This window comes from Mucilaginibacter pallidiroseus (assembly GCF_007846085.1).
In the GTDB taxonomy this organism is placed as follows: domain Bacteria; phylum Bacteroidota; class Bacteroidia; order Sphingobacteriales; family Sphingobacteriaceae; genus Mucilaginibacter; species Mucilaginibacter pallidiroseus.
Genome location: NZ_VOEJ01000001.1, coordinates 416,639 through 436,699 on the forward strand (window position 1 = coordinate 416,639; position 20,061 = coordinate 436,699).

General features: G+C 43.7%; 18 protein-coding genes and 1 riboswitch. Of the genes, 12 read left to right on the top strand and 6 right to left on the bottom strand.

Translation table 11 applies throughout. The features are described 5' to 3' along the window. Positions 1-74: 74 nt before the first annotated feature. From FPZ43_RS01865 to FPZ43_RS01880, 4 genes are all read right to left on the bottom strand, one after another. On the bottom strand, positions 75-1,307 hold the full coding sequence (locus FPZ43_RS01865; RefSeq protein WP_146380144.1) for a homoserine dehydrogenase: 1,233 nt from the start codon (positions 1,305-1,307) through the stop codon (positions 75-77). Then, positions 1,307-2,362: a homoserine O-acetyltransferase family protein gene (locus FPZ43_RS01870; RefSeq protein ID WP_146380145.1), complete on the bottom strand. Its 1,056-nt coding sequence runs from the start codon at positions 2,360-2,362 to the stop codon at positions 1,307-1,309. The genes FPZ43_RS01865 and FPZ43_RS01870 overlap by 1 nt, the downstream gene beginning before the upstream one ends. 81 nt (positions 2,363-2,443) lie before the next feature. Further along, positions 2,444-3,757, bottom strand: a complete 1,314-nt coding sequence (locus tag FPZ43_RS01875; protein ID WP_146380146.1) for an O-acetylhomoserine aminocarboxypropyltransferase/cysteine synthase family protein — start codon at positions 3,755-3,757, stop codon at positions 2,444-2,446. Positions 3,758-3,995: 238 nt separating this feature from the next. Further along, positions 3,996-4,108: riboswitch (SAM riboswitch) on the bottom strand. Between the two features lie 124 nt (positions 4,109-4,232). Beyond that, complete coding sequence (locus FPZ43_RS01880; RefSeq protein ID WP_146380147.1) at positions 4,233-5,354, bottom strand: trans-sulfuration enzyme family protein; 1,122 nt, start codon at positions 5,352-5,354, stop codon at positions 4,233-4,235. Positions 5,355-5,547: 193 nt separating this feature from the next. Here FPZ43_RS01880 and mqnE point away from each other — a divergent pair, with 193 nt between their 5' ends. From mqnE to FPZ43_RS01895, 3 genes are all read left to right on the top strand, one after another. Then, the gene (mqnE, locus tag FPZ43_RS01885) at positions 5,548-6,741 is read left to right on the top strand and encodes an aminofutalosine synthase MqnE (protein ID WP_146380148.1); all 1,194 of its coding nucleotides are present in this window, start codon (positions 5,548-5,550) and stop codon (positions 6,739-6,741) included. A gap of 89 nt (positions 6,742-6,830) precedes the next feature. Beyond that, complete coding sequence (locus FPZ43_RS01890) at positions 6,831-7,451, top strand: histidine phosphatase family protein (RefSeq protein WP_261380969.1); 621 nt, start codon at positions 6,831-6,833, stop codon at positions 7,449-7,451. Positions 7,452-7,472: 21 nt separating this feature from the next. Then, on the top strand, positions 7,473-8,216 hold the full coding sequence (locus FPZ43_RS01895) for a menaquinone biosynthetic enzyme MqnA/MqnD family protein (RefSeq protein ID WP_146380149.1): 744 nt from the start codon (positions 7,473-7,475) through the stop codon (positions 8,214-8,216). Between the two features lie 49 nt (positions 8,217-8,265). Here the strand turns inward: FPZ43_RS01895 and FPZ43_RS01900 are convergent, their stop codons facing one another. Further along, complete coding sequence (locus FPZ43_RS01900; RefSeq protein ID WP_146380150.1) at positions 8,266-8,778, bottom strand: hypothetical protein; 513 nt, start codon at positions 8,776-8,778, stop codon at positions 8,266-8,268. A 209-nt stretch (positions 8,779-8,987) separates the two neighbouring features. Between FPZ43_RS01900 and FPZ43_RS01905 the strand changes: the two genes are divergently transcribed. The 9 genes from FPZ43_RS01905 to FPZ43_RS01945 all read left to right on the top strand — a co-directional run bounded on the left by FPZ43_RS01905 (position 8,988) and on the right by FPZ43_RS01945 (position 18,992). Then, positions 8,988-9,704, top strand: coding sequence for a CoA transferase subunit A (locus tag FPZ43_RS01905; protein WP_222430935.1), 717 nt, complete (start codon positions 8,988-8,990; stop codon positions 9,702-9,704). Positions 9,705-9,761: 57 nt separating this feature from the next. Beyond that, complete coding sequence (locus tag FPZ43_RS01910) at positions 9,762-10,418, top strand: 3-oxoacid CoA-transferase subunit B (RefSeq protein WP_146380152.1); 657 nt, start codon at positions 9,762-9,764, stop codon at positions 10,416-10,418. Positions 10,419-10,523: 105 nt separating this feature from the next. Then, complete coding sequence (rpe, locus tag FPZ43_RS01915) at positions 10,524-11,174, top strand: ribulose-phosphate 3-epimerase (protein WP_146380153.1); 651 nt, start codon at positions 10,524-10,526, stop codon at positions 11,172-11,174. A 147-nt stretch (positions 11,175-11,321) separates the two neighbouring features. Then, the gene (gene serC / locus FPZ43_RS01920; RefSeq protein WP_146380154.1) at positions 11,322-12,389 is read left to right on the top strand and encodes a 3-phosphoserine/phosphohydroxythreonine transaminase; all 1,068 of its coding nucleotides are present in this window, start codon (positions 11,322-11,324) and stop codon (positions 12,387-12,389) included. Positions 12,390-12,471: 82 nt separating this feature from the next. Continuing rightward, on the top strand, positions 12,472-13,422 hold the full coding sequence (locus FPZ43_RS01925) for a D-2-hydroxyacid dehydrogenase (protein WP_186461737.1): 951 nt from the start codon (positions 12,472-12,474) through the stop codon (positions 13,420-13,422). A gap of 80 nt (positions 13,423-13,502) precedes the next feature. Then, positions 13,503-14,678, top strand: coding sequence for a dipeptidase (locus FPZ43_RS01930; RefSeq protein WP_146380155.1), 1,176 nt, complete (start codon positions 13,503-13,505; stop codon positions 14,676-14,678). 105 nt (positions 14,679-14,783) lie between these two features. Then, positions 14,784-15,740, top strand: coding sequence for a thioredoxin-disulfide reductase (gene trxB / locus FPZ43_RS01935; protein ID WP_146380156.1), 957 nt, complete (start codon positions 14,784-14,786; stop codon positions 15,738-15,740). 189 nt (positions 15,741-15,929) lie between these two features. After that, complete coding sequence (locus FPZ43_RS01940) at positions 15,930-18,245, top strand: family 20 glycosylhydrolase (protein WP_146380157.1); 2,316 nt, start codon at positions 15,930-15,932, stop codon at positions 18,243-18,245. A gap of 15 nt (positions 18,246-18,260) precedes the next feature. Beyond that, complete coding sequence (locus FPZ43_RS01945; RefSeq protein ID WP_146380158.1) at positions 18,261-18,992, top strand: PliI family lysozyme inhibitor of I-type lysozyme; 732 nt, start codon at positions 18,261-18,263, stop codon at positions 18,990-18,992. 157 nt (positions 18,993-19,149) lie between these two features. Here FPZ43_RS01945 and FPZ43_RS01950 read toward each other — a convergent pair whose 3' ends face one another. Next, positions 19,150-20,010: an SRPBCC family protein gene (locus FPZ43_RS01950; protein WP_146380159.1), complete on the bottom strand. Its 861-nt coding sequence runs from the start codon at positions 20,008-20,010 to the stop codon at positions 19,150-19,152. Between the last annotated feature and the right edge of the window lie 51 nt (positions 20,011-20,061).

The window sequence follows — 20,061 nt, forward strand, 5'->3', positions numbered from 1 at the left end:
GATACCGAAATGATATAAAACACAAAAGGCCTCCACTTAAGGACGCCTTTTGCAATGCAGGCAGGAAGAATCTACTAAAAAACTTCTGCCGCTTGTTTTACCGGAGCTAAACTGACCCCCGTTAGCTGATCGGCGAAGGCCACAAAGGCCTTACTTTCAGATATACGGTGTTGTTTCTCAATCAGTTTTTGCAAATTGATTTTACCGGTCACAAATTTATAGTTGCCGGAATAAAATCTTTCATGGATATGCTCAAAGCCTAATTCATCTACCAGGCTTTCGTCTTGATAGCTTAAATAAATATTCAGGTCAACGTTGTTTGTAAACCTCAGGTCTTTTACAGACTTAGCTTTTTTGTATTCATACTGGTAATCGTATCGCAAGGCGGCAATGTCTGACAATACAGCCGAACCGGTAGGGTGGCCGCCAGCGCCTTTACCAAAAAAGAATTGCTGATCTGCAAATGCAGCCTGCACGGTAACGCCGTTATACTCGTATTCCACGTTGTATAAAAATTCGGTATCGTTTACAAATTTTGGTAATACAAAAAGGGTTACATGGCGGTCGTCAAGTTCTTTAGCAACGGGTACCAGTTTTATTTTCAGGTTCTTTTCACGTGCGTACTGGATATCATTTGCCGAAAGGTTTTGTATGCCCACGTTAATCACTTGCTCCGGATTAACAACTACGCCGTACGCATGTGCAGCGGCGATAATCAATTTATATTTGGCATCGTAACCGCCAACGTCCATGGTTGGGTCAGTCTCCGCAAAGCCAAGGTCTTGTGCTTGTTTAAGTGCGCTATCATAATCCAGCCCTTCTAAAAAACCTTTTGACAAGATGTAATTTGATGAGCCATTGAAAATGCCGCTTATTGAGTGCAGCAGTTCGTTATCATAGTATTCCTCAAGGTTACGAATTATAGGGATGCTGCCACATACCGAACCTTCATACAACAATGATGTGCCGTGTTCATGCTGTAGTTCAATCAACTCGTTCAGGTAAGTGGCAATCATTTTTTTGCTTGCAGACACCACGTTTTTACCTGAGCTTAAAGCGCGCGAAACGATTTCAAACGCGGCCTCTGTATCATTTATCAGTTCAACAACCGTATTTATTTCCGGGTTGTTAAGGATATCATCTCTATCGGTAGTGAAAATTTCGGCAGGTAACGAGCGCTTTTTATCAGGGTTTTTGATAGCGATCTTTTTGATCTCGATGTTTAGGTTTTTGGTTTTAACGATGTCGTACAATCCCTGGCCTACAACTCCAAATCCGAAGAGGCCAATATTAAGTTTCTTACTCATTATGCAATTTTTTGCAGTTCAATTATCTTTCCTTTAACGTCTGTCTTAAAAAAGGATGTTGTTATTTTAGTTAATATTTCAGTTTCAATTAAAAATCCGTCGTGGCCGTAAAATGAATCAATTTCGGCAAATGCTGCTTTAGGTATATGCCTGAAAAGGTATTGCTGCTCCTCGATGGGGAACAATACATCCGATGTGATACCAATTACGAGGGTACGCGCTGTTATCATGCTGAGTGCTTTATCACCCCCGCCGCGGCCACGGCCAACGTTGTGCGAGTCCATTGCTTTTGATAGATACCAGTAGCTGTATGCATTAAACCTGTTTACCAACTTTTGCCCCTGGTAGTTCTGATATCCCGAAGCTTTGAACGAATCGGTTACCGTGTCATCTTCTTCCTGCTGCGTAATGCCGTAAGTTTCATAGGTACGGTATGATAGTAAAGCGATGCTGCGCGCTGCCTTTAAACCTTTGCTGCCGCCGTCAGGCCTATTTGCATAAAAAGTGCGGTCGGTAGCGATTGCTAAGCGCTGGCTCTCGTTAAAAGCAATTCCCCAGGGCGAATGCTTTGCGTTTGTAGCTATTAATATCAGGTTTTTTATACGGGCGGGTTCAATTATGCTCCACTCCAAAGCTTGCTGGCCACCCAGGGAGCCACCAATTAAGGTGTCTATTACATCAATCCCTAATTCATTGGCCAATAGCACGTGTGCTTTCGCCTGGTCCCGGGTGGTAAACTCCGGAAAGGCTAAATAATAAGGGCTACCAGTAACAGGATTTTGACTAAGCGGACTGGTTGTGCCATAAGCCGAACCTAACACGTTTGCACAAACTATAAAATGTTCATCGGGATTAAAGTGGTCATTTTCGCCGAAAAAACCCTTCCACCAGTCCAACACGTCAGAGTTGGCAGTAAGCGCATGGCAAACCCAAACCACATTGTCGCGGCTTTTGTTGAGGCTGCCGTAAGTATTATAAGCTATCTCGAGGCCATGTAATACGGCGCCCGATTCAAGTTCAAAATCTCCAGAATATGTAAATGTTTGTAAACTCATTTCAATCATTCGTTATGTATGGAGTAGCTGCTTAACCAACTACTCCTGCATAACTTCACTTAAAAACTAAAAAAACCAATATTATACTAATTCGGGCTGTGCCACTTTCGCAAATGCCTGGGCAAAATCAGCCTTAATATCATCAATATGTTCAATACCAACAGACACTCGTAGCAGGGTAGGTGTAACGCCCGCTGCCAATTGCTCAGCATCGCTTAATTGCTGATGCGTAGTTAAAGACGGCTGTATAATGAGCGTTTTTGAATCGCCCACGTTTGCCAGGTGACTTACTAATTGCAAACCGTTTATAACCTCGCCTGCAATTTCTTTTTCGCCTTTTAATTCAAAAGACAGCACTGCGCCAAATCCGTTCTTCAAATATTTTTTTGCGTTGGTATGATAAGGGGACGATTCGAGGCCTGGATAATTAACCTTAGCCACCTGTGGTTGCTGCTCAAGCCACTTGGCCAGCTCAAGAGCATTATCTACATGTCGCTGTACGCGTAATGATAAAGTTTCCAACCCTTGCAGGTTAAGCCATGAATTAAATGGCGATTGCGAAGGGCCAAAATCGCGCAAGCCTTCAACACGAGCACGAATAATGAACTGTATATTTCCAAACGGGCCGCCGATGCCGAACACATCATTAAAAACCAAGCCGTGATAACCTTCGGAAGGTTCGGTAAACTGCGTAAACTTACCGTTACCCCAGTTGTAGTTCCCGCCATCAACTATTACGCCGCCTATGCTTGTGCCATGGCCGTTTATCCACTTGGTAGTCGACTCGACAACTACATTGGCGCCATGTTGCAACGGGCGAAACAGGTAGCCGCCTGCCGCAAATGTATTATCAACTATTAGCGGCAAATCATGCTTTTTAGCCAATGCTGCAACCTTATCAAAATCCGGAATGTTAAAGCCGGGATTACCAATTGTTTCGGTATAAATGGCTTTGGTATTTGCGTCGATGTGTTGTTCAAGGCTTTCCGCAGTATCATCTTTGGCAAAGCGTACTTCAATGCCAAGTCGTTTAAATGCAACCTTAAACTGATTGTAAGTTCCGCCATATAAAAAGGGCGAGGTAACAAAGTTATCTCCGGCTTGCAGGATATTATTTAGTGCAATGAACTGTGCAGCCTGGCCGGATGCGGTTGCCAATGCAGCCACACCGCCTTCTAAAGCGGCAATACGTTTCTCAAAAACATCTGTAGTGGGGTTCATTAAACGAGTGTAAATGTTCCCAAACTCTTTTAGCGCAAACAGGTTAGCGCCATGTTCGGCACTGTTAAATAAATATGATGATGTTTGATATAACGGCACTGCACGTGACAGGCTTGTTGGATCAACTTCCTGGCCGGCATGTATTTGCAGTGTTTCAAATTTTAAACTTGACATTGTAAGGTATTTGGATGTTAAAGAATGATAGTAATGTTGTTTCGCGACAGGATAAAGCTATCCTAATAAGGGCAACACGCATTGTACCGTTAAAACGTTAATAACGTGCGGGGTGAATCAACAACAGCAGCAACACATGCAAATACAACCTGCAGAAAGATTGTAAATAGAAGTAGCACCCGTTTGGGTATGCGATGTGTTTGTTTGTGCTAAATAAATCAGACTTTTCATGACTATTAATTTATATCCCCCGGGTAACATATTTTCCGGGACAGGAATTGGCACCTTCTACACCTTGTAGGGTTGCCAGCGGTTCTTTGAGCCTGATCTCTCGCCGCTTCTTTATAAATCAAAATCCGTGTGAGGGAAATTTGATCATGGTATTACTACCAAATAATGTTTCAAATATAGAGCAATGTGGATTTAGTTTCCAAATTAAATTTTTGAATAATTATCATTTTATCGTAAAACCAAATTAAACAGCCGCCAAAGCTTGCTCCATATCTGCAATCAAGTCGTCGATATGTTCCAAACCTATGGAAACCCTTAGCAGGTTGAAAGGTGTCTTGGTGTCCGGGCCTTCAACAGATGCGCGGTGCTCAATAAGGCTTTCCACACCGCCCAGGCTGGTGGCCTGAGTAAATATTTCAAGGCTGTTTATCACTTTGCGCGCCTTTGCCTCTCCACCTTTCAGGGTAAATGAAAACATGGCACCAAAACCACTCATTTGTTGCCTGGCAATATCGTGTTGCGGGTGTGATGACAGGCCCGGGTACATTACTGCTTCTACTTCAGGGTGACTTGCCAAAAAGTTGGTCATTAATAATGCGTTATTTACATGGCCCTTGACACGATATGGCAACGTTTTAATACTGCGGGTAAGGTAATAACAATCCATAGGAGATGGTATTGCGCCACCCATGGTTTGCACGTTACGGATCTTGTCCCAAAACTCGCTCTTTTCGGCCGTGATTAAAGCACCGCCCATCAGGTCGCTGTGTCCGCCAAAGTATTTAGTGGTAGAGTGCATTACCAAGTCGGCACCTAATGTTAACGGTTGCTGGCAAACAGGAGTGGCGAAGGTATTATCGCATACCACCTTGATATTTTTTTCGCGGGCGATCGACACCACCTTTTTAATGTCGGTGATTTTAAGTAAAGGATTAGATGGCGTTTCAATCCATATCAATCCTGTATTTGACTTGATGTGCTGGTTTAAAACCTGCTCATCATTTACATCGATAAAGTCAAACTCAAGTATGCCATTAAATAACGCCTTAAGCTGATTGCGTAAACCGTGGTACATATCATCAGGACATATAATATGTGTTCCCGGTTCCAAAGCCTGGAAAACAGACATGCCCGCGGCGTTGCCCGACGAAAATGCTGCCGCTTCCACACCGTTTTCCAATTGCGCCAAAACCGTTTCCAAAGCAGTACGGTTAGGGTTGGCCGACCGGCTGTATATGTATCCGGAGTCGTAACCACCTTCGGCATTACGCTCAAACGTTGTCGACATCACGATGGGTTGAATGACAGACTTAGAAACTGGGTCGACGTGGTTGCCTGCGTGTATGGCTATGGTTTCAATTTTCATAACGTGCGGTAGTATGTGCCAAATTAACTAAGAAATTGGCGTAAATGATAGCAACGTAGCAAAATTGTAGTGTTTAAACTGATGTTTACGTCTGTAACGTCATTGTCATACTATATGTTTGAACAAGCGTTAACAAGACACAATCATATTAAAACAAATGCATTTTGCTACATTTGCCTAAACGTTTTTATAAATGGAAGTATCAGAAAATTTCCAGGTATTACTGAATAGCCCCCAGCTGCTGCCTGAGCTTAAACAAATTGCTGAGAAGGTACTCCATAACCAGCGCATCACGTTCGACGAAGGCGTATTACTTTACGAAAAAGCCGAATTAGGGTACATGGGAGTGCTTGCCAACTATATACGCCAAAAAAAACACGGCGACAAAACTTACTTTAACCGCAACTTTCATATCGAGCCAACCAACCTTTGCGTTTACGATTGCAAATTTTGCTCGTACTCCAGGCTGATCAAGCAACGTGCCGACGGCTGGGAGTATACGATGGAAGAAATGCTGGACATTGTAAAAAAATATGATGGACAGCCGGTTACCGAGGTACACATTGTAGGTGGTGTTTTGCCTCAGTATGATGTCCCATTTTATGCCGAGTTGTTTAGCCGCATAAAGGCCCACAGGCCCGACTTGCATGTTAAAGCGCTTACGCCTGTGGAGTATCATTACATATTTAAGAAGGCTAAGATAGATTATGCCACCGGTATGAAGTTGATGAAGGATGCAGGTCTTGAATCGATGCCGGGCGGTGGTGCGGAGATATTTCACCCGGAGATTCGCGAACAGATTGCCAAAGATAAATGTACCGGCGATCAATGGTTATCTATCCATGAGGAATGGCACAAGCTTGGCATGCGCTCAAACGCTACAATGCTTTACGGCCATATTGAGCAGTACTGGCACAGGGTAGATCACATGGAACAGTTGCGCCAATTGCAGGATAAAACCCATGGCTTCCAAACCTTTATTCCGCTGAAGTTCCGTAACCAGGATAACCAGATGAGCAATGTACCCGAAAGTAATGTGATTGAAGATTTACGTAACTACGCTATTGCACGTATCTACCTTGACAACTTCGACCATATAAAAGCTTACTGGGCAATGATTAGCCGCACGACAGCACAGCTATCATTAAACTTTGGTGTGGATGATATTGACGGTACACTTGATGATACCACAAAGATATACTCAATGGCCGGTGCGGAAGAACAAACCCCGGCCATGAGCACTAAAGAATTGGTTGAGCTGATTAAAAATGCTGGCCGCCATCCAATTGAGCGTGACACATTATACAATGTAGTTACCGATTACAACGACTACCAATTTACCGAAGCCGAAAAACCGCGCTTTTACAAATTACCGGTAGTTAATTAGGCTAAAGCTCAAAGCCGAAAGTTAAAAGCAAAAAGCCATCACTAAGCGCTTAATGCCTTATTCTTCATCTTTGAGCTAAAAGAAAACGAATGAACGAAATACAAAAGACACTATACATAGTACGGCACGGGCAAACAGACCTTAACAAACAAGGCATTGTACAAGGCCGTGGCCGTGATACAGATTTGAACGACGAGGGCCGCAACCAGGCTCGCCAGTTTTACGAAGCTTACAAGGGTGTAGCTTTTGACAAGATCTACATATCAATGCTGAAACGCACCCAGCAAAGCATACAGCCATTTATAGATATGGGCATACCTTTTGAAAAACTTGCCGGTTTAGATGAGCTTGCCTGGGGTATACATGAGGGGCAACCTGCTACGCCCGAAACAAAGGCTGCTTTTTTGGACCTGATGCGCAACTGGCTCGACGGTAACCTTGACGAAAAGTTTGAAGGCGGCGAGAGCCCAAATGAAGTTAAGGTACGCCAGTTGGAGGCACTCGACGTTATCATGAGTCATCCTGAAGAAAAAACGGTTTTAGTTTGTATGCACGGTCGTGCTTTGCGCTTGTTGATGTGCATCCTTACCGAGCAGCCATTAACTCAAATGGATGCCTTTCCGCATCAAAACCTTGTGCTTTATAAAGTAGTGTATGATGGTAGTAAGTTTACCATAGCCGAGGCTAACAACGCCTTGCATTTAAAATAATTGATGACTGGAGAACGATAAGTGAATAAGATTAGGATTTCTGCTGTAAGTTATACCAATACCAAACCCTTTTTATACGGCCTGCAACATTCGGACATTATGGATCAGATTGATCTTTCACTGGATATGCCGTCAGATTGTGCTCAAAAACTTATTGATGATAAAGCTGATATAGGATTGATCCCCGTGGCGGCTACTTTAAGCTTGCCGCAATGGGAAATCATTTCTGCCTATTGCATAGGGGCGGTAGGGGCCGTGAAATCAGTTTTTATATTCAGTAATTGTGACATAAGGCAAGCCACTAAAGTCCAGCTCGACCCGCAATCTCGCAGCTCGAACAATCTGGCCAAGGTACTGCTCAAGAATTTTTGGAAGGTGCAGCCCGAACTCATTGCAGACGCGCCGGATTACGCATCGTCTGACGACGAAAATACAGCCTTTGTACAAATAGGCGACCGTACTTTTGGTAAGCCTACACGGTATAAATATGTATATGACCTGGCCGAAGAATGGAAGAATTTTACCGGTTTGCCTTTCGTGTTTGCAGCATGGATAGCTAATAAACCAATTCCGGCAGACTTTATGGTAGCGTTTGACAAAGCACTTAAATTCGGTTTGGATCATCGTCGGGAACTATTAAAAGAACTTCCAAAGCATCCCGACTTTGATTTAGAACAATACCTGATGCACAACCTTGACTTCGATTTAACGGAAGATAAAAAGAAGGCGTTGTACCTTTTCTTAGATTATATAAAGGCGCTGTAAAACATTGTATACAGCGCCTTTGCTTGTTTGGGCTTCACTTTGAAAACGCTTACTCTGCAACTTTTTGCTGATCAGGTGTCTCGTTTGGCCCCGGTATATTCACATTGTCGTTTCCATCAGCTGTGCCTTCCTGGAAGGTTTCGTCAGATTCTGTGCGGTTCTGTTCGCGATCATCCGTCTGCTCGGTATCATCACCACCCTGATTTTCCGATGAGCCAATGTCTATGTTGCCCGAAGCTGCAGTATAGTTTGATTGACCTAACTGATTAGGGTCCTTAAAGTTATTATTTTCCGGGTGCTCTTCTGATGGCTCTGTACGCCTGAAGTATTCATTGCTATAACCGGCAGTTTGCGATGGATTATTCTTGTCATCACCCGATGGTGTGCTATTGTTTTTGCCAAAGCTATGACCACCTGCACCTTCCGCTTCCATGCCCGGTTCATTTCCTTGCTTCTCTTCTGACCCAAACATAAAAGCCTCTTTGCGCAGGTCTTTTTCTTCTAAATTATTATCATCCTCAACACGGTATGCATTGGGTTGTGTCTGATTATTTGCTTCCATTTTGTTTATAGATTGATGTATAATATTAAAAGGTTTGGCTCGTCAAATTGTTTCGCAAATTTAATTTCAGGTTAAATAAATTGTAATGTTTAATAGCCAAAATCTGGCGTTTATCGATACAAAAACAAAGGCTTTAATGTACCGTTTATGATTTAACAGCAGGCTAAATTTTAAAAGAAAATGATAAGTTTGTTATAACCAATTATAACATTATGAACAAAGTTGTTAGCGGTGCCGATGAGGCAATACGCGACATTGAAGACGGCATGACCCTCATGCTGGGTGGCTTCGGTTTGTGCGGACTGCCCGAGAAATGTATAGGCGCACTTGTAAAAAAAGGAGTTAAGCAACTTACGTGTATATCCAACAATGCCGGTGTAGATAATTTTGGCATAGGGCTGATGCTGCAAAACCGGCAGGTAAAAAAAATGATCTCCAGTTATGTAGGGGAGAACGCCGAGTTTGAGCGCCAGTTGCTAAGTGGCGAACTTGATGTTGAACTGATACCGCAGGGAACCCTTGCAACCCGGTGCATGGCTGCAGGATATGGTATGCCGGCAATTTTTACCCCCGCAGGTATAGGCACAGAAGTAGCCGAAGGCAAGGAAGTGCGCAATTTTAACGGGAAAGACTACCTGATGGAAATGGCCTTCGATGCTGATTTTGCTATTGTAAAAGCTTGGAAGGGTGATACCTTAGGGAATCTGATTTATAAATCTACAGCGCGGAACTTTAACCCTGTAATGGCCATGGCGGGTAAAATTACCATTGCCGAAGTGGAAGAGTTGGTTGAGCCAGGCACCTTGGATCCCGATCACATCCACACACCCGGAATTTATGTGCACCGCATATTTAAAGGCGAAGGCTATGAGAAGCGTATCGAGCATAAAACCGTAAGGCAAAAAGGCAGCGAGAACACTATTTAGTTGGCAAGTGCAATTACTCGCTAACACTGAAGAATCACAGTAAACAAAATTACATCCATGTTAGACAAAACAGGCATTGCCAAACGCATCGCCAAAGAAATAAAAGACGGATATTACGTTAACCTTGGGATAGGTATACCTACGCTGGTAGCCAATTACATTCCGGAAAGCTTGGATGTAATATTGCAATCAGAAAATGGCTTGCTGGGTATGGGACCTTTTCCATTTGACGGTGAGGAAGACCCCGACCTCATTAATGCGGGCAAACAAACCATCACCATGCTGCCAGGCTCGGCCGTGTTTGATTCGGCCATGAGCTTTGGTATGATCAGGGCGCAAAAAGTGCACCTTACGATACTGGGAGCTATGGAGGTTTCAGAGAATGGAGACATTGCCAACTGGAAAATACCTGGCAAAATGGTAAAGGGAATGGGTGGCGCTATGGATCTGGTAGCTTCGGCTCAAAACATTGTGGTAGCCATGCAGCACGTAAATAAAGCAGGCGAATCGAAGCTATTACCCAAATGTACCTTGCCGTTAACGGGTGTTAACTGCGTGAAGAAGATAGTGACCGAATTGGCTGTGCTTGATGTACTGCCCGAGGGTGGGTTTAAATTGTTAGAGCGCGCACCAGGCATAAGCGTTGATTATATAATGAAAGCAACTGCAGGCAAGCTTGTAATTGAAGGCGAAATACCTCAGATGGTTTTATAACGCGGCTACTTAGATTTATTCGTACCTGCCATATACGTGTAAACATTATAAATCGTTTTTCAACAAAACAAGCGGCCTATATCAAATCCGTTTATATTTACCGGCATGAACCACTTGATAGCACCTTCAGTTTTATCTGCCGACTTTGCCAATTTGCAGCGTGATGTTGAAATGTTGAACAACAGCCAGGCCGATTGGCTTCATGTCGACGTGATGGACGGCTTATTTGTACCGAACATATCTTTCGGGTTCCCGGTAGTAAAGGCTATAAAACAACATGCTGAGAAGCCCCTTGATGTACATTTGATGATCGCCGATCCCGACAGGTATATCAAGGACTTTGCAGCTGCCGGTGCCGATGGCATTACAGTTCACTACGAAGCTTGCACGCATTTGCACCGTACGGTTCAGGCTATAAAAGATGCAGGTTGCAAAGCTGGTGTAGCCATTAACCCGGCAACCAACGTGCAGTTGTTAAAGGATATCATTGCCGATATCGATTTGGTTTTAATCATGTCTGTCAATCCTGGTTTTGGTGGTCAGAAGTTCATTCAAAATACCTACAATAAAATTGTTGAGGCAAAGCAACTCATCGCTTCGGCGCAATCGTCCGCTGTAATTGAAGTTGACGGAGGTGTTGATACTTCCAATGCAACTCAATTAGTGCAAGCCGGTGCAAATGTGTTGGTTGCAGGCAGTTCAATATTTTCAGGAGGTGATCCCTCATCGGCCATTTCCGGGTTAAAAAATGCCTGATCCACAGCCTGACACCATACTTCAATCGGCTGGTTTTTATTTCAAAAAAAAGCAAAAATAGTCTATAAACTTTGTCGGAATTACTAACTTCGGCACTTTCAAATATCAACTTGATAATAAACAATAGCATTTAAATTCGCTAACATTATGAAACACAATTTCGGTGCCGGACCAGGCATATTACCCCACGAAGTCTTGAAACAGGCTGCAGCAGCAGTAATCGATTTTAACGGAACAGGTTTATCCTTACTGGAAATTTCGCACCGATCGCCTGAGTTTGAATCAGTGTTAAACGAAGCTGTTAAGTTAGTTAAGGAGCTTTTTGAAGTACCCGAGGGATATTCGGTATTGTTTTTACAAGGTGGTGCAAGTACACAATTTGCATTAGCTCCTTATAACCTGTTACCAGAGGGTGGCAAAGCCGCTTATCTTGAAACAGGCGTTTGGGCAAACAAAGCTTTAAAAGAAGCCAAGTTTTTTGGTGAGGTGGAAGTGGTGGCAACATCAAAGGAAAGCAACTTTACGTACATCCCAACAAATTATAAAATACCTGAGGATGCAGCGTATCTTCATATCACATCAAACAATACCATTTACGGTACGCAGATGCATCAGTTCCCAAAATCGCCTGTCCCGGTGGTTTGTGATATGTCGTCAGATATTTTTAGCCGTAAGGTTAACGTTGCCGATTTCGGCTTGATATACGCAGGTGCGCAAAAAAATATGGGACCGGCCGGTGTTACGCTGGTTATTGTTAAAGATGATCTGTTGGGCAAAACAGGCCGGAAAATACCTGCTATGTTCAATTACCAGGTACAAATAGAAGGTGGCTCAATGTATAACACGCCGCCATGCTTTGCCATATATGTATCAATGCTTACCCTTAACTGGTTAAAATCAAAAGGCGGCGTTGCTGCTATTGAAAAGGAAAACGAGGCAAAAGCAAAAGTGCTTTATGAGGAAATTGACCGCAATCCATTATTTAAGGCTGTGGCTGCAACAGAAGACCGTTCGCACATGAACGTGTGTTTTGTGGCTGAAAATCCGGAGCTTGAAAAACCTTTCCTTAAATTATGCGAAGAGAAAGGGATAGTTGGCCTAAAAGGCCACAGAAGCGTAGGCGGTTTCCGTGCTTCAATATACAATGCACTGCCAATAACCAGCGTTTACGTGCTGATTGAAGCTATGCAGGAGTTTGCTGAGAAAAATAAATAATATTAAAGTGATTGGAGACTGGAGATCAGAGGTTAGTAAAAAGCCTGATCTCTGATCTCTAATCTTTAATCTCTGATACAAAATGATCAAAATATTAGCTAACGATGGTATCGACCCAATAGGCAAAAAAATGCTGGAAGATGCCGGTTTTCTTGTAGATACAAATAACATCCCCCAGGATGAGTTACCAACTCGCCTGCAGGAATATGATGCAATTACTGTCCGCAGCGCCACTAAGGTGCGCAAAGCTTTAATTGATGCTTGCCCCGGCCTTAAATTAATTGGACGCGGTGGTGTAGGTGTTGATAATATTGATGTTGATTACGCCAAAGAAAAAGGCATCGGCGTATATAATACACCTGCTTCTTCATCACTATCAGTTGCGGAACTGGTATTCTCGCACCTTTTTGGTGGCGTGCGTTTCCTGGCCGATAGCAACCGCAAAATGCCGGTAGATGGTGCAACAAAATTTAACGATTATAAAAAGGCTTATGCTAAGGGCATTGAGCTGCGTGGTAAAACTTTAGGCATTCTTGGTTTCGGTCGTATAGGCCGCGAGGTAGCAAAAATTGCCATCGGTATAGGTATGGAAGTGCTTGCATTTGATGTGTTCCCGTTCAACCCGGAGGTAGACGTCGTTTTAGGCGGTGGCTATGTTGCCAAAGTACAAGTGAAAACGGCTAACAAGGAAGATATTATTGCCAATGCTGACTTTATATCGTTACATACGCCGTTTGTTGACAAACCTTTGATAGGTGCCGAAGAATTTGCGGCCATGAAAAAAGGTGTTGGTTTGGTTAATTGCTCACGTGGCGGGTTAATAAACGAGACTGATCTGATTTCTGCTTTGGATAGCGGTAAAGTGTCATTTGCTGCCCTTGATGTTTTTGATAACGAGCCTACTCCGCGTCAGGATATCTTGTCACACCCTAAAATCTCACTCACCCCGCACATCGGTGCAGCAACCAATGAAGCGCAGGAGCGTATTGGTGTTGAATTAGCGAGTCTGATTATTCAGCATTTTAAAGGATAACATACTTATTCAATAGTATTTAAGGCCTTTGCGTTAGCAAGGGCCTTTTTTGTTTGAGCGTGGTTTGCTATATTACCGGAATGAAAAAGTTGCTGCTGCCGCTACTTGCTTTTGCCTTTCATGTTTCCTCAGCGCAGAACGTTAGCAGGCCTCACCCTAAGTTTACTGTAATTGATACCCATAATGATGTTATCTCGAACCAACTAATTACAAAGGTTGATTTAGGCAAGGAGCAAACGCAAGGTAACTTTGACTTGATAAGAGCTAAAAAGGCAAGTCTTGGTGGCCAGGTATTCTCGATATGGTGCGGTGATCAATACGGTTACGGCACAGCTTATGCTTACGCCAATCGGGAGATTGATTCGCTTATGTCGCTCATAAACCGTAATCCCGGTAAGACCGCATTGGTACGCACAGCTAAGGACTTAAGGCGAATGATTAAGCAAAAGAAACTTGCGGCTATGATAGGTGTTGAAGGTGGCCACATGATAGAGGACAGGTTAGATTACATAGATAGTCTTCATAACCGGGGCATGGTTTACCTAACACTTACCTGGAACAACAGTACAGGCTGGGCATCATCTGCTCGCGATGAAGTGAAGCACGCAGACACGCTTAAACACAAAGGGTTAAATGAGTTTGGGAGACAGGTTGTACGTAAGCTTAACAAGTTGGGTATAATGATAGATTTGTCGCACCCTGGTGAGCAAACTTTTAATGATGTCATGGCACTTACTACAAAACCTGTTATCGCATCACATAGCTGTGCTTACGCATTGGCACCACACCGGCGTAATTTGAAAGATTACCAGCTTAAGGCCATTGCCAAAAACGGAGGAGTAGTATTTGTAAATTTTTACAGCGGCTTTATTGATACAGCTTACGAGGCACAACACGAAGCTTACCTGGTAAAGCATAAAGTTGAAATGGATTCGCTCAATAAGGTTTACAATGATTATGACCTGGCCAGCATTCGCCTTAACGTAATTCATAAAGAAGAAGCCGAAGCGTTTCGCCCGCCATTAGCTATGCTTATTAAGCACATCGACTATATGGTTAGGCTGATGGGGGTAGATCACGTAGGTATCGGGTCGGATTTTGACGGTGCCGAATCATATCCCAAGGGAATAGATAGCGTATTGGATTACGAAAAAATAGCAACCGAATTAATGAAGCTAAAATATACTGAAAAGGAAATTGGTAAGATTATGAGCGGTAACTTTATACGCGTGCTAAAAGCCAATGCCGGCAAGTAATCAACATAATGATCTTGCTAAAGCTCAACGTTGATAAGTTTTACGGCTGGTTGACGGTCAGCGTTTTTCTTTTTACTAAATTCGCATCTTATTTATTTAAATTACATGTCACAAGATACTGAACACGTAAAATGTTTAATAATTGGATCGGGCCCTGCGGGGTATACAGCGGCAATTTATGCCTCACGTGCCGATCTTAAACCTGTTATGTACACCGGCATGCTGGCTGGTGGGCAGCTAACCCAAACAACTGACGTTGAAAATTTCCCTGGCTACCCGGAAGGTATCATGGGCCCGGAAATGATGGAAGATTTTCGCAAACAGGCCGAGCGCCTGGGTACTGATATACGTTTTGGTTATGTTAGTTCGGTTGATTTTTCTTCATTGCCACACAAAGTAACGGTTGACGAAAGCAAAACTATTTTAGCAGATACTGTAATTGTGTCTACCGGAGCATCAGCAAAATGGCTGGGGCTGGAAAGCGAACAAAAATATAGCGGTTTCGGCGTATCTGCATGTGCCGTTTGTGATGGTTTCTTTTTCAAAGGCCAGGACGTAGCCATAGTAGGTGCCGGTGATACCGCTGCCGAAGAAGCTACCTATCTTGCCAAACTTTGCAGAAAAGTTTACATGATAGTGAGGCGCGATGAGTTCCGTGCGTCAAAAGCCATGGTGCACCGCGTGCTTAACACCCCAAATATTGAGGTGCTTTACAATACCGAAACCCTCGAAATTATGGGCGACGGACAAAGCGTAAATGCTGTTAAAATTCTTAATAATCAAAGCAACGCTGAAACCGTGCTTGATGTTACCGGTTTCTTTGTAGCTATTGGTCACAAGCCGAACACAGATATTTTTGAAGGCCAGTTGAATATGGACGCTACGGGTTATATCATCACCCGCCCCGGTTCAACCGAAACGAATGTTGAAGGCGTATTTTGCTGCGGTGATGCACAAGATCATATATACCGCCAGGCAGTTACTGCTGCAGGTACGGGTTGTATGGCTGCTATAGATGCAGAGCGTTACTTAGCTGCTAAAGAGCATGTTGTAACTGCTTAAGGCAGTTATTTGTCATAAGTTATAATGTATTAGTAGGTCATCGCTTACAATAATTTGAAATAAAAGGCGCACCCTAAAACAGGATGCGCTTTTTTTATGGCCTTACATGTAATATTTGAGGGATAATAGCGCGGTTTTTTCAAAATATCTTATTTTCACGGTTGGTAATAAATCCGTTAATTATAAGCTATGTATAAAAAGATAATCCCGTTGCTTTTTTGTGCCTTAACAATTTCTTCAGTCACCTTAAAAGCACAGGACACCGACCCTTACATGGGCATAGTACCCGCACCAGTATCGGTTAAAAAAACGCAAGGTCAGTTTGTGTTGAGTCAGCAAACAATTGTACAGGCCGATACTCCTAATAACAAAGCTGTTCAGTTTTTTTCAAGATACCTGGCAGACAACCTGGCTTACAACAAACAGGTTGGTTTGCGCAATGCAAATGCCGGCAGTAATACTATCCAGTTTACATCTGCCGGGACAGAGAATTTGCCCGCCGAAGGTTATCGCCTAACCATTACGCCGCAGCAAATAATTGTAGCCGGCAAGGGCGCAGGCTTGTTTTACGGTATGCAAACGCTATTGCAGTTGATGCCGCTGGAACGAGGTGCCACCGCCAAGATCCCAACGGCAGTAATTGAAGATTACCCTCGTTTTGGCTACCGCGGTTTAATGCTTGACGTTTGCCGTCATTTTTATTCTGTAGAGTTTGTAAAACGTTATATCGACCTCATAGCTGCGTACAAGCTGAATAACTTTCACTGGCACTTAACAGATGATCAGGGCTGGCGGATCGAAATAAAAAAATATCCAAGGTTAACCTCCGTAGGCAGTACCCGCGCGCAAACGGTGATTGGAAATTACCGTGATCGCCAACCGCACCATTATGACGGCGTGCCGGTATCGGGATATTACACCCAGGACCAAATACGCGAGGTTGTTAAATATGCGGCCGACCGTTATGTTAACGTTGTGCCCGAGATAGAAATGCCGGGCCATGCATTGGCTGCCTTAACTGCTTACCCGGAGCTGAGCTGCGACCCAAGCCTTAAATATGAGGTTGCACAAAAGTGGGGGGTATTCAACAATATATTCTGCCCGTCCGAAAAAACATTTGGCTTTTTACAGGATGTACTCACAGAGGTTTTTGAGCTGTTCCCGAGTAAATATATTCATATAGGTGGTGACGAAGCGCCTAAGGATATCTGGAAGCAATCGAAATTTTGCCAGGATCTGATAAAACATTTGAAGCTTAAAGATGAGCACGGCCTGCAAAGCTATTTTGTGCAGCGGATGGAAAAATTTGTTAACAGCAAAGGCCGCAGTATAATTGGCTGGGATGAGATATTAGAAGGAGGGCTTGCGCCCAATGCTACCGTTATGAGCTGGAGAGGCGAGGAAGGCGGTATTGAAGCTGCCAAGCAACACCACGATGTTATCATGACGCCAAGCAGCCAGGGCCTGTATTTTGACCATACACAAGGCAAGCTAAACCAGGAGCCGGTTGGTATAGGTGGCTGGTCGCCAATACAAAAAACATATGCTTATAACCCAACCCCGGCTAGCTTAACGCCCGATCAGCAGAAATTTATAAAAGGCGTACAAGCTAATCTGTGGACAGAGTACATCACAACCGAAGCCAAAGTGGAGTACATGATATTGCCACGTTTACTGGCGCTATCAGAAGTCGCTTGGTCACCGGTGGCTAATAAAAACTTTAAAGATTTTTTAGAAACCCGTTTGCCCGGGCAATTGGCCTGGCTGGATAAGGAAGGTTTCAACTACCGTGTGCCAACCGCAATCGGCGCAACTGATACTACATTCATTGCATCACAGTTTACAGTAAACTTAAAGTCGCCGGTTAAGGGTGCTAAAATTTATTATACTATCGACGGATATACACCACGCGAAACTGAAAAGCTTTACAACGGCCCGGTTACGTATCCAATTCCGCTCAACGAGTACCGCGATTTAAAGACCATTGTTGTTACCCCAACTGGTAAACGCAGTGCCATTACTGCTGCCAAAATATTTAATAAAGCACCTATGGCTCCGGTTGCTTACAATGGCAACACGCAGGGATTAAAATATCAGGTTTCTGCGGGCACCTATGTAAATACCACCCAGATAAACCCGGCAGCGGTTATTGATACAGGTGTTGCCAAGAGCTTTAGCACTGCACTAAGTGCGTTTAAAAAGGCGTTTAATAAATATGGCGTAGTGTTTTACGGGTATGTGAAAATTGATACTGATGGTAATTACGGCTTTTCAACTCAGTCATCAAACGGTTCGGTTTTGTCAATTGATGATGTGCCAATTGTGGATAATGACGGACGCACAGGTACGATTGAACAAGCAGGCGTAGTGCCGCTATTAAGAGGGTATCACAGAATCACCATAAAATATGTGGATGCCAATACATCTGGAAGTGGCTTAAGGGTATTTATGACAATACCTGGAAAGCCAAAAGGAGAGGTGTCGCCAGATATGATGTTTAATTAAGAAAGCCCTGCGAATATGAAGTTTAGCAAGTACATATTCTTGTCCGTTTGCCTGTTAGCGGCAGCTTGCAGCGAAGACAAAAAACCTGCAACACAAGCTACGCCTCAAAAGCCGGCATTGATGCAGCCATTCAGGTTTCACAAAGCAATTGAGGTATCGCCGGGGCAAACTTACGATGTGGTTAGCTGGGGAAGGGGATCGAGCGCGGTAGGCGCCTACGCTATCTTGCACTCCGACTCGGCAGGTATGAAATACACCACTACCACAGGCGATTTGGACGGCACCATTACCGACGTTTACAATGCTGATATGGATACCGACGGCAACCCCGAGATATTGATACAAAGCAAGGGGAAAGACACCGTTAATTATGCCCGCGTTTACGCATTTGAGTTTAATAACAGCGATGCGAACAAGCTTGATTTTCCTAAGCTTACACGCTCACAACGCAAAGGATATCGTGGCGAAGATAATTTTTATATCCGCGATGGTAAGCTCATACGCGAATTTCCAATCTACACATCGAATGATTCAGCAGCGACAAAAACGGGCGCTAAAAGGCAGTTGGAATACACGCTACGAAGTAATAGTTTTTCGGTTGAACAACTGAGCAAAGACTCAACAGATGTAAAGAGCCAAAGCTCAACACAAAGCGTAGCCCAACCAACAACAGTCAAAAAGAAAACATCGTCAACCAGGAAGAAGAAAACTGTTGAATCGAAGCGGAGACGCAGGCACAGGAGGTAGGTTTGAAAAGGCAAAAGTGTTTCAAAAACTCAATCTGCTGCGCCATTACCAGAAGCCAGTCAAAGCCTGTCGAACACCTTTGAGAGCTGCTGACAGTTAAAAACCTATTAAATAATAAGGCCTGTCCAATCGGACAGGCCTTCGTTTTCACAACCACTTATATAACCGAGTTTTGCCCGGTTGGTTGCTGCCCCTTATCGCTCGAGTATGGCGATTGTTTATCATCAGTATCTGATTCAGACGCTGACGGTTCTATTATAGTAGCTTCTTCAATGATAAGCGCTACCGGTTCATCATCAAAGGTTACATAACTGTCTGATAGATCCATGTACTGCTTAAAGTTACGCACATCGGTATCAACCATGTTTTTAAATACCGGGTTTAATATATGGGCTATACTGCCACCGAAACCGCCTGCCGGTGGTCGGTAGGATATAGTTATGTCTATTAACGTGCCCTCGCCATCTGGACTGTCCTGGAAACGTACCTTGCCCGCATTGTCAAGCATCGAATCTGGTAATGAACTCCATCCAATCATGTAGCCTGGCTCATCTTTTACAATTTCTGCATCCCAGCTAATGGCCGCTACATCTGCAGGTAATTTTAATACCCAATGCGAACGCGTATCATCAATAAGATCTACACTTTTCAGATGTTTCATGAAAAGCGGCAGGTTATCAAGCTTGCGCCAAAAGTTATAAACCTCCTGGCGTGGCTTATCCACAAAAAATGATGAACGGATATTTACATTTACAGGCTCTGTTGAATTGCGGCCCATACGTTGATAGATATCACAATGCCCTGTTATGCCCCTGTTTAGCAGGTAGCCGCCTGCCCCGAGCTTAATTATGCTGCTAAAAGGATGCTTAAAAATGCCTTTAAAGCCGGCCAGTGCTAATTTAACCCCGGTTGCTATTGATACTGTACGCTCGGCCGAAGACAGGTTTATATTCTTTTCTACATGGTCGAAATCTGCAGAAGTGTCTCTCCATCTGTATTTTAATGCTGTAGTTGTCATAGTTGTTTATTTACATTGTTAAACACTTCATTGGCGGGCGGGTTTTCGTTA

Excerpts from the sequence above, each read along its gene's own strand:
- FPZ43_RS01930 (WP_146380155.1), top strand. The coding sequence starts at position 13,503 with ATGAAAAAGTTGCTGCTGCCGCTACTTGCTTTTGCCTTTCATGTTTCC.
- FPZ43_RS01910 (WP_146380152.1), top strand. The coding sequence starts at position 9,762 with ATGTTAGACAAAACAGGCATTGCCAAACGCATCGCCAAAGAAATAAAA.
- FPZ43_RS01900 (WP_146380150.1), bottom strand. The coding sequence starts at position 8,778 with ATGGAAGCAAATAATCAGACACAACCCAATGCATACCGTGTTGAGGAT.
- serC (WP_146380154.1), top strand. The coding sequence starts at position 11,322 with ATGAAACACAATTTCGGTGCCGGACCAGGCATATTACCCCACGAAGTC.
- FPZ43_RS01880 (WP_146380147.1), bottom strand. The coding sequence starts at position 5,354 with ATGAAAATTGAAACCATAGCCATACACGCAGGCAACCACGTCGACCCA.
- FPZ43_RS01875 (WP_146380146.1), bottom strand. The coding sequence starts at position 3,757 with ATGTCAAGTTTAAAATTTGAAACACTGCAAATACATGCCGGCCAGGAA.
- FPZ43_RS01890 (WP_261380969.1), top strand. The coding sequence starts at position 6,831 with ATGAACGAAATACAAAAGACACTATACATAGTACGGCACGGGCAAACA.
- FPZ43_RS01950 (WP_146380159.1), bottom strand. The coding sequence starts at position 20,010 with ATGACAACTACAGCATTAAAATACAGATGGAGAGACACTTCTGCAGAT.
- FPZ43_RS01870 (WP_146380145.1), bottom strand. The coding sequence starts at position 2,362 with ATGAGTTTACAAACATTTACATATTCTGGAGATTTTGAACTTGAATCG.
- FPZ43_RS01865 (WP_146380144.1), bottom strand. The coding sequence starts at position 1,307 with ATGAGTAAGAAACTTAATATTGGCCTCTTCGGATTTGGAGTTGTAGGC.
- FPZ43_RS01925 (WP_186461737.1), top strand. The coding sequence starts at position 12,472 with ATGATCAAAATATTAGCTAACGATGGTATCGACCCAATAGGCAAAAAA.
- trxB (WP_146380156.1), top strand. The coding sequence starts at position 14,784 with ATGTCACAAGATACTGAACACGTAAAATGTTTAATAATTGGATCGGGC.
- rpe (WP_146380153.1), top strand. The coding sequence starts at position 10,524 with ATGAACCACTTGATAGCACCTTCAGTTTTATCTGCCGACTTTGCCAAT.
- FPZ43_RS01945 (WP_146380158.1), top strand. The coding sequence starts at position 18,261 with ATGAAGTTTAGCAAGTACATATTCTTGTCCGTTTGCCTGTTAGCGGCA.
- mqnE (WP_146380148.1), top strand. The coding sequence starts at position 5,548 with ATGGAAGTATCAGAAAATTTCCAGGTATTACTGAATAGCCCCCAGCTG.
- FPZ43_RS01940 (WP_146380157.1), top strand. The coding sequence starts at position 15,930 with ATGTATAAAAAGATAATCCCGTTGCTTTTTTGTGCCTTAACAATTTCT.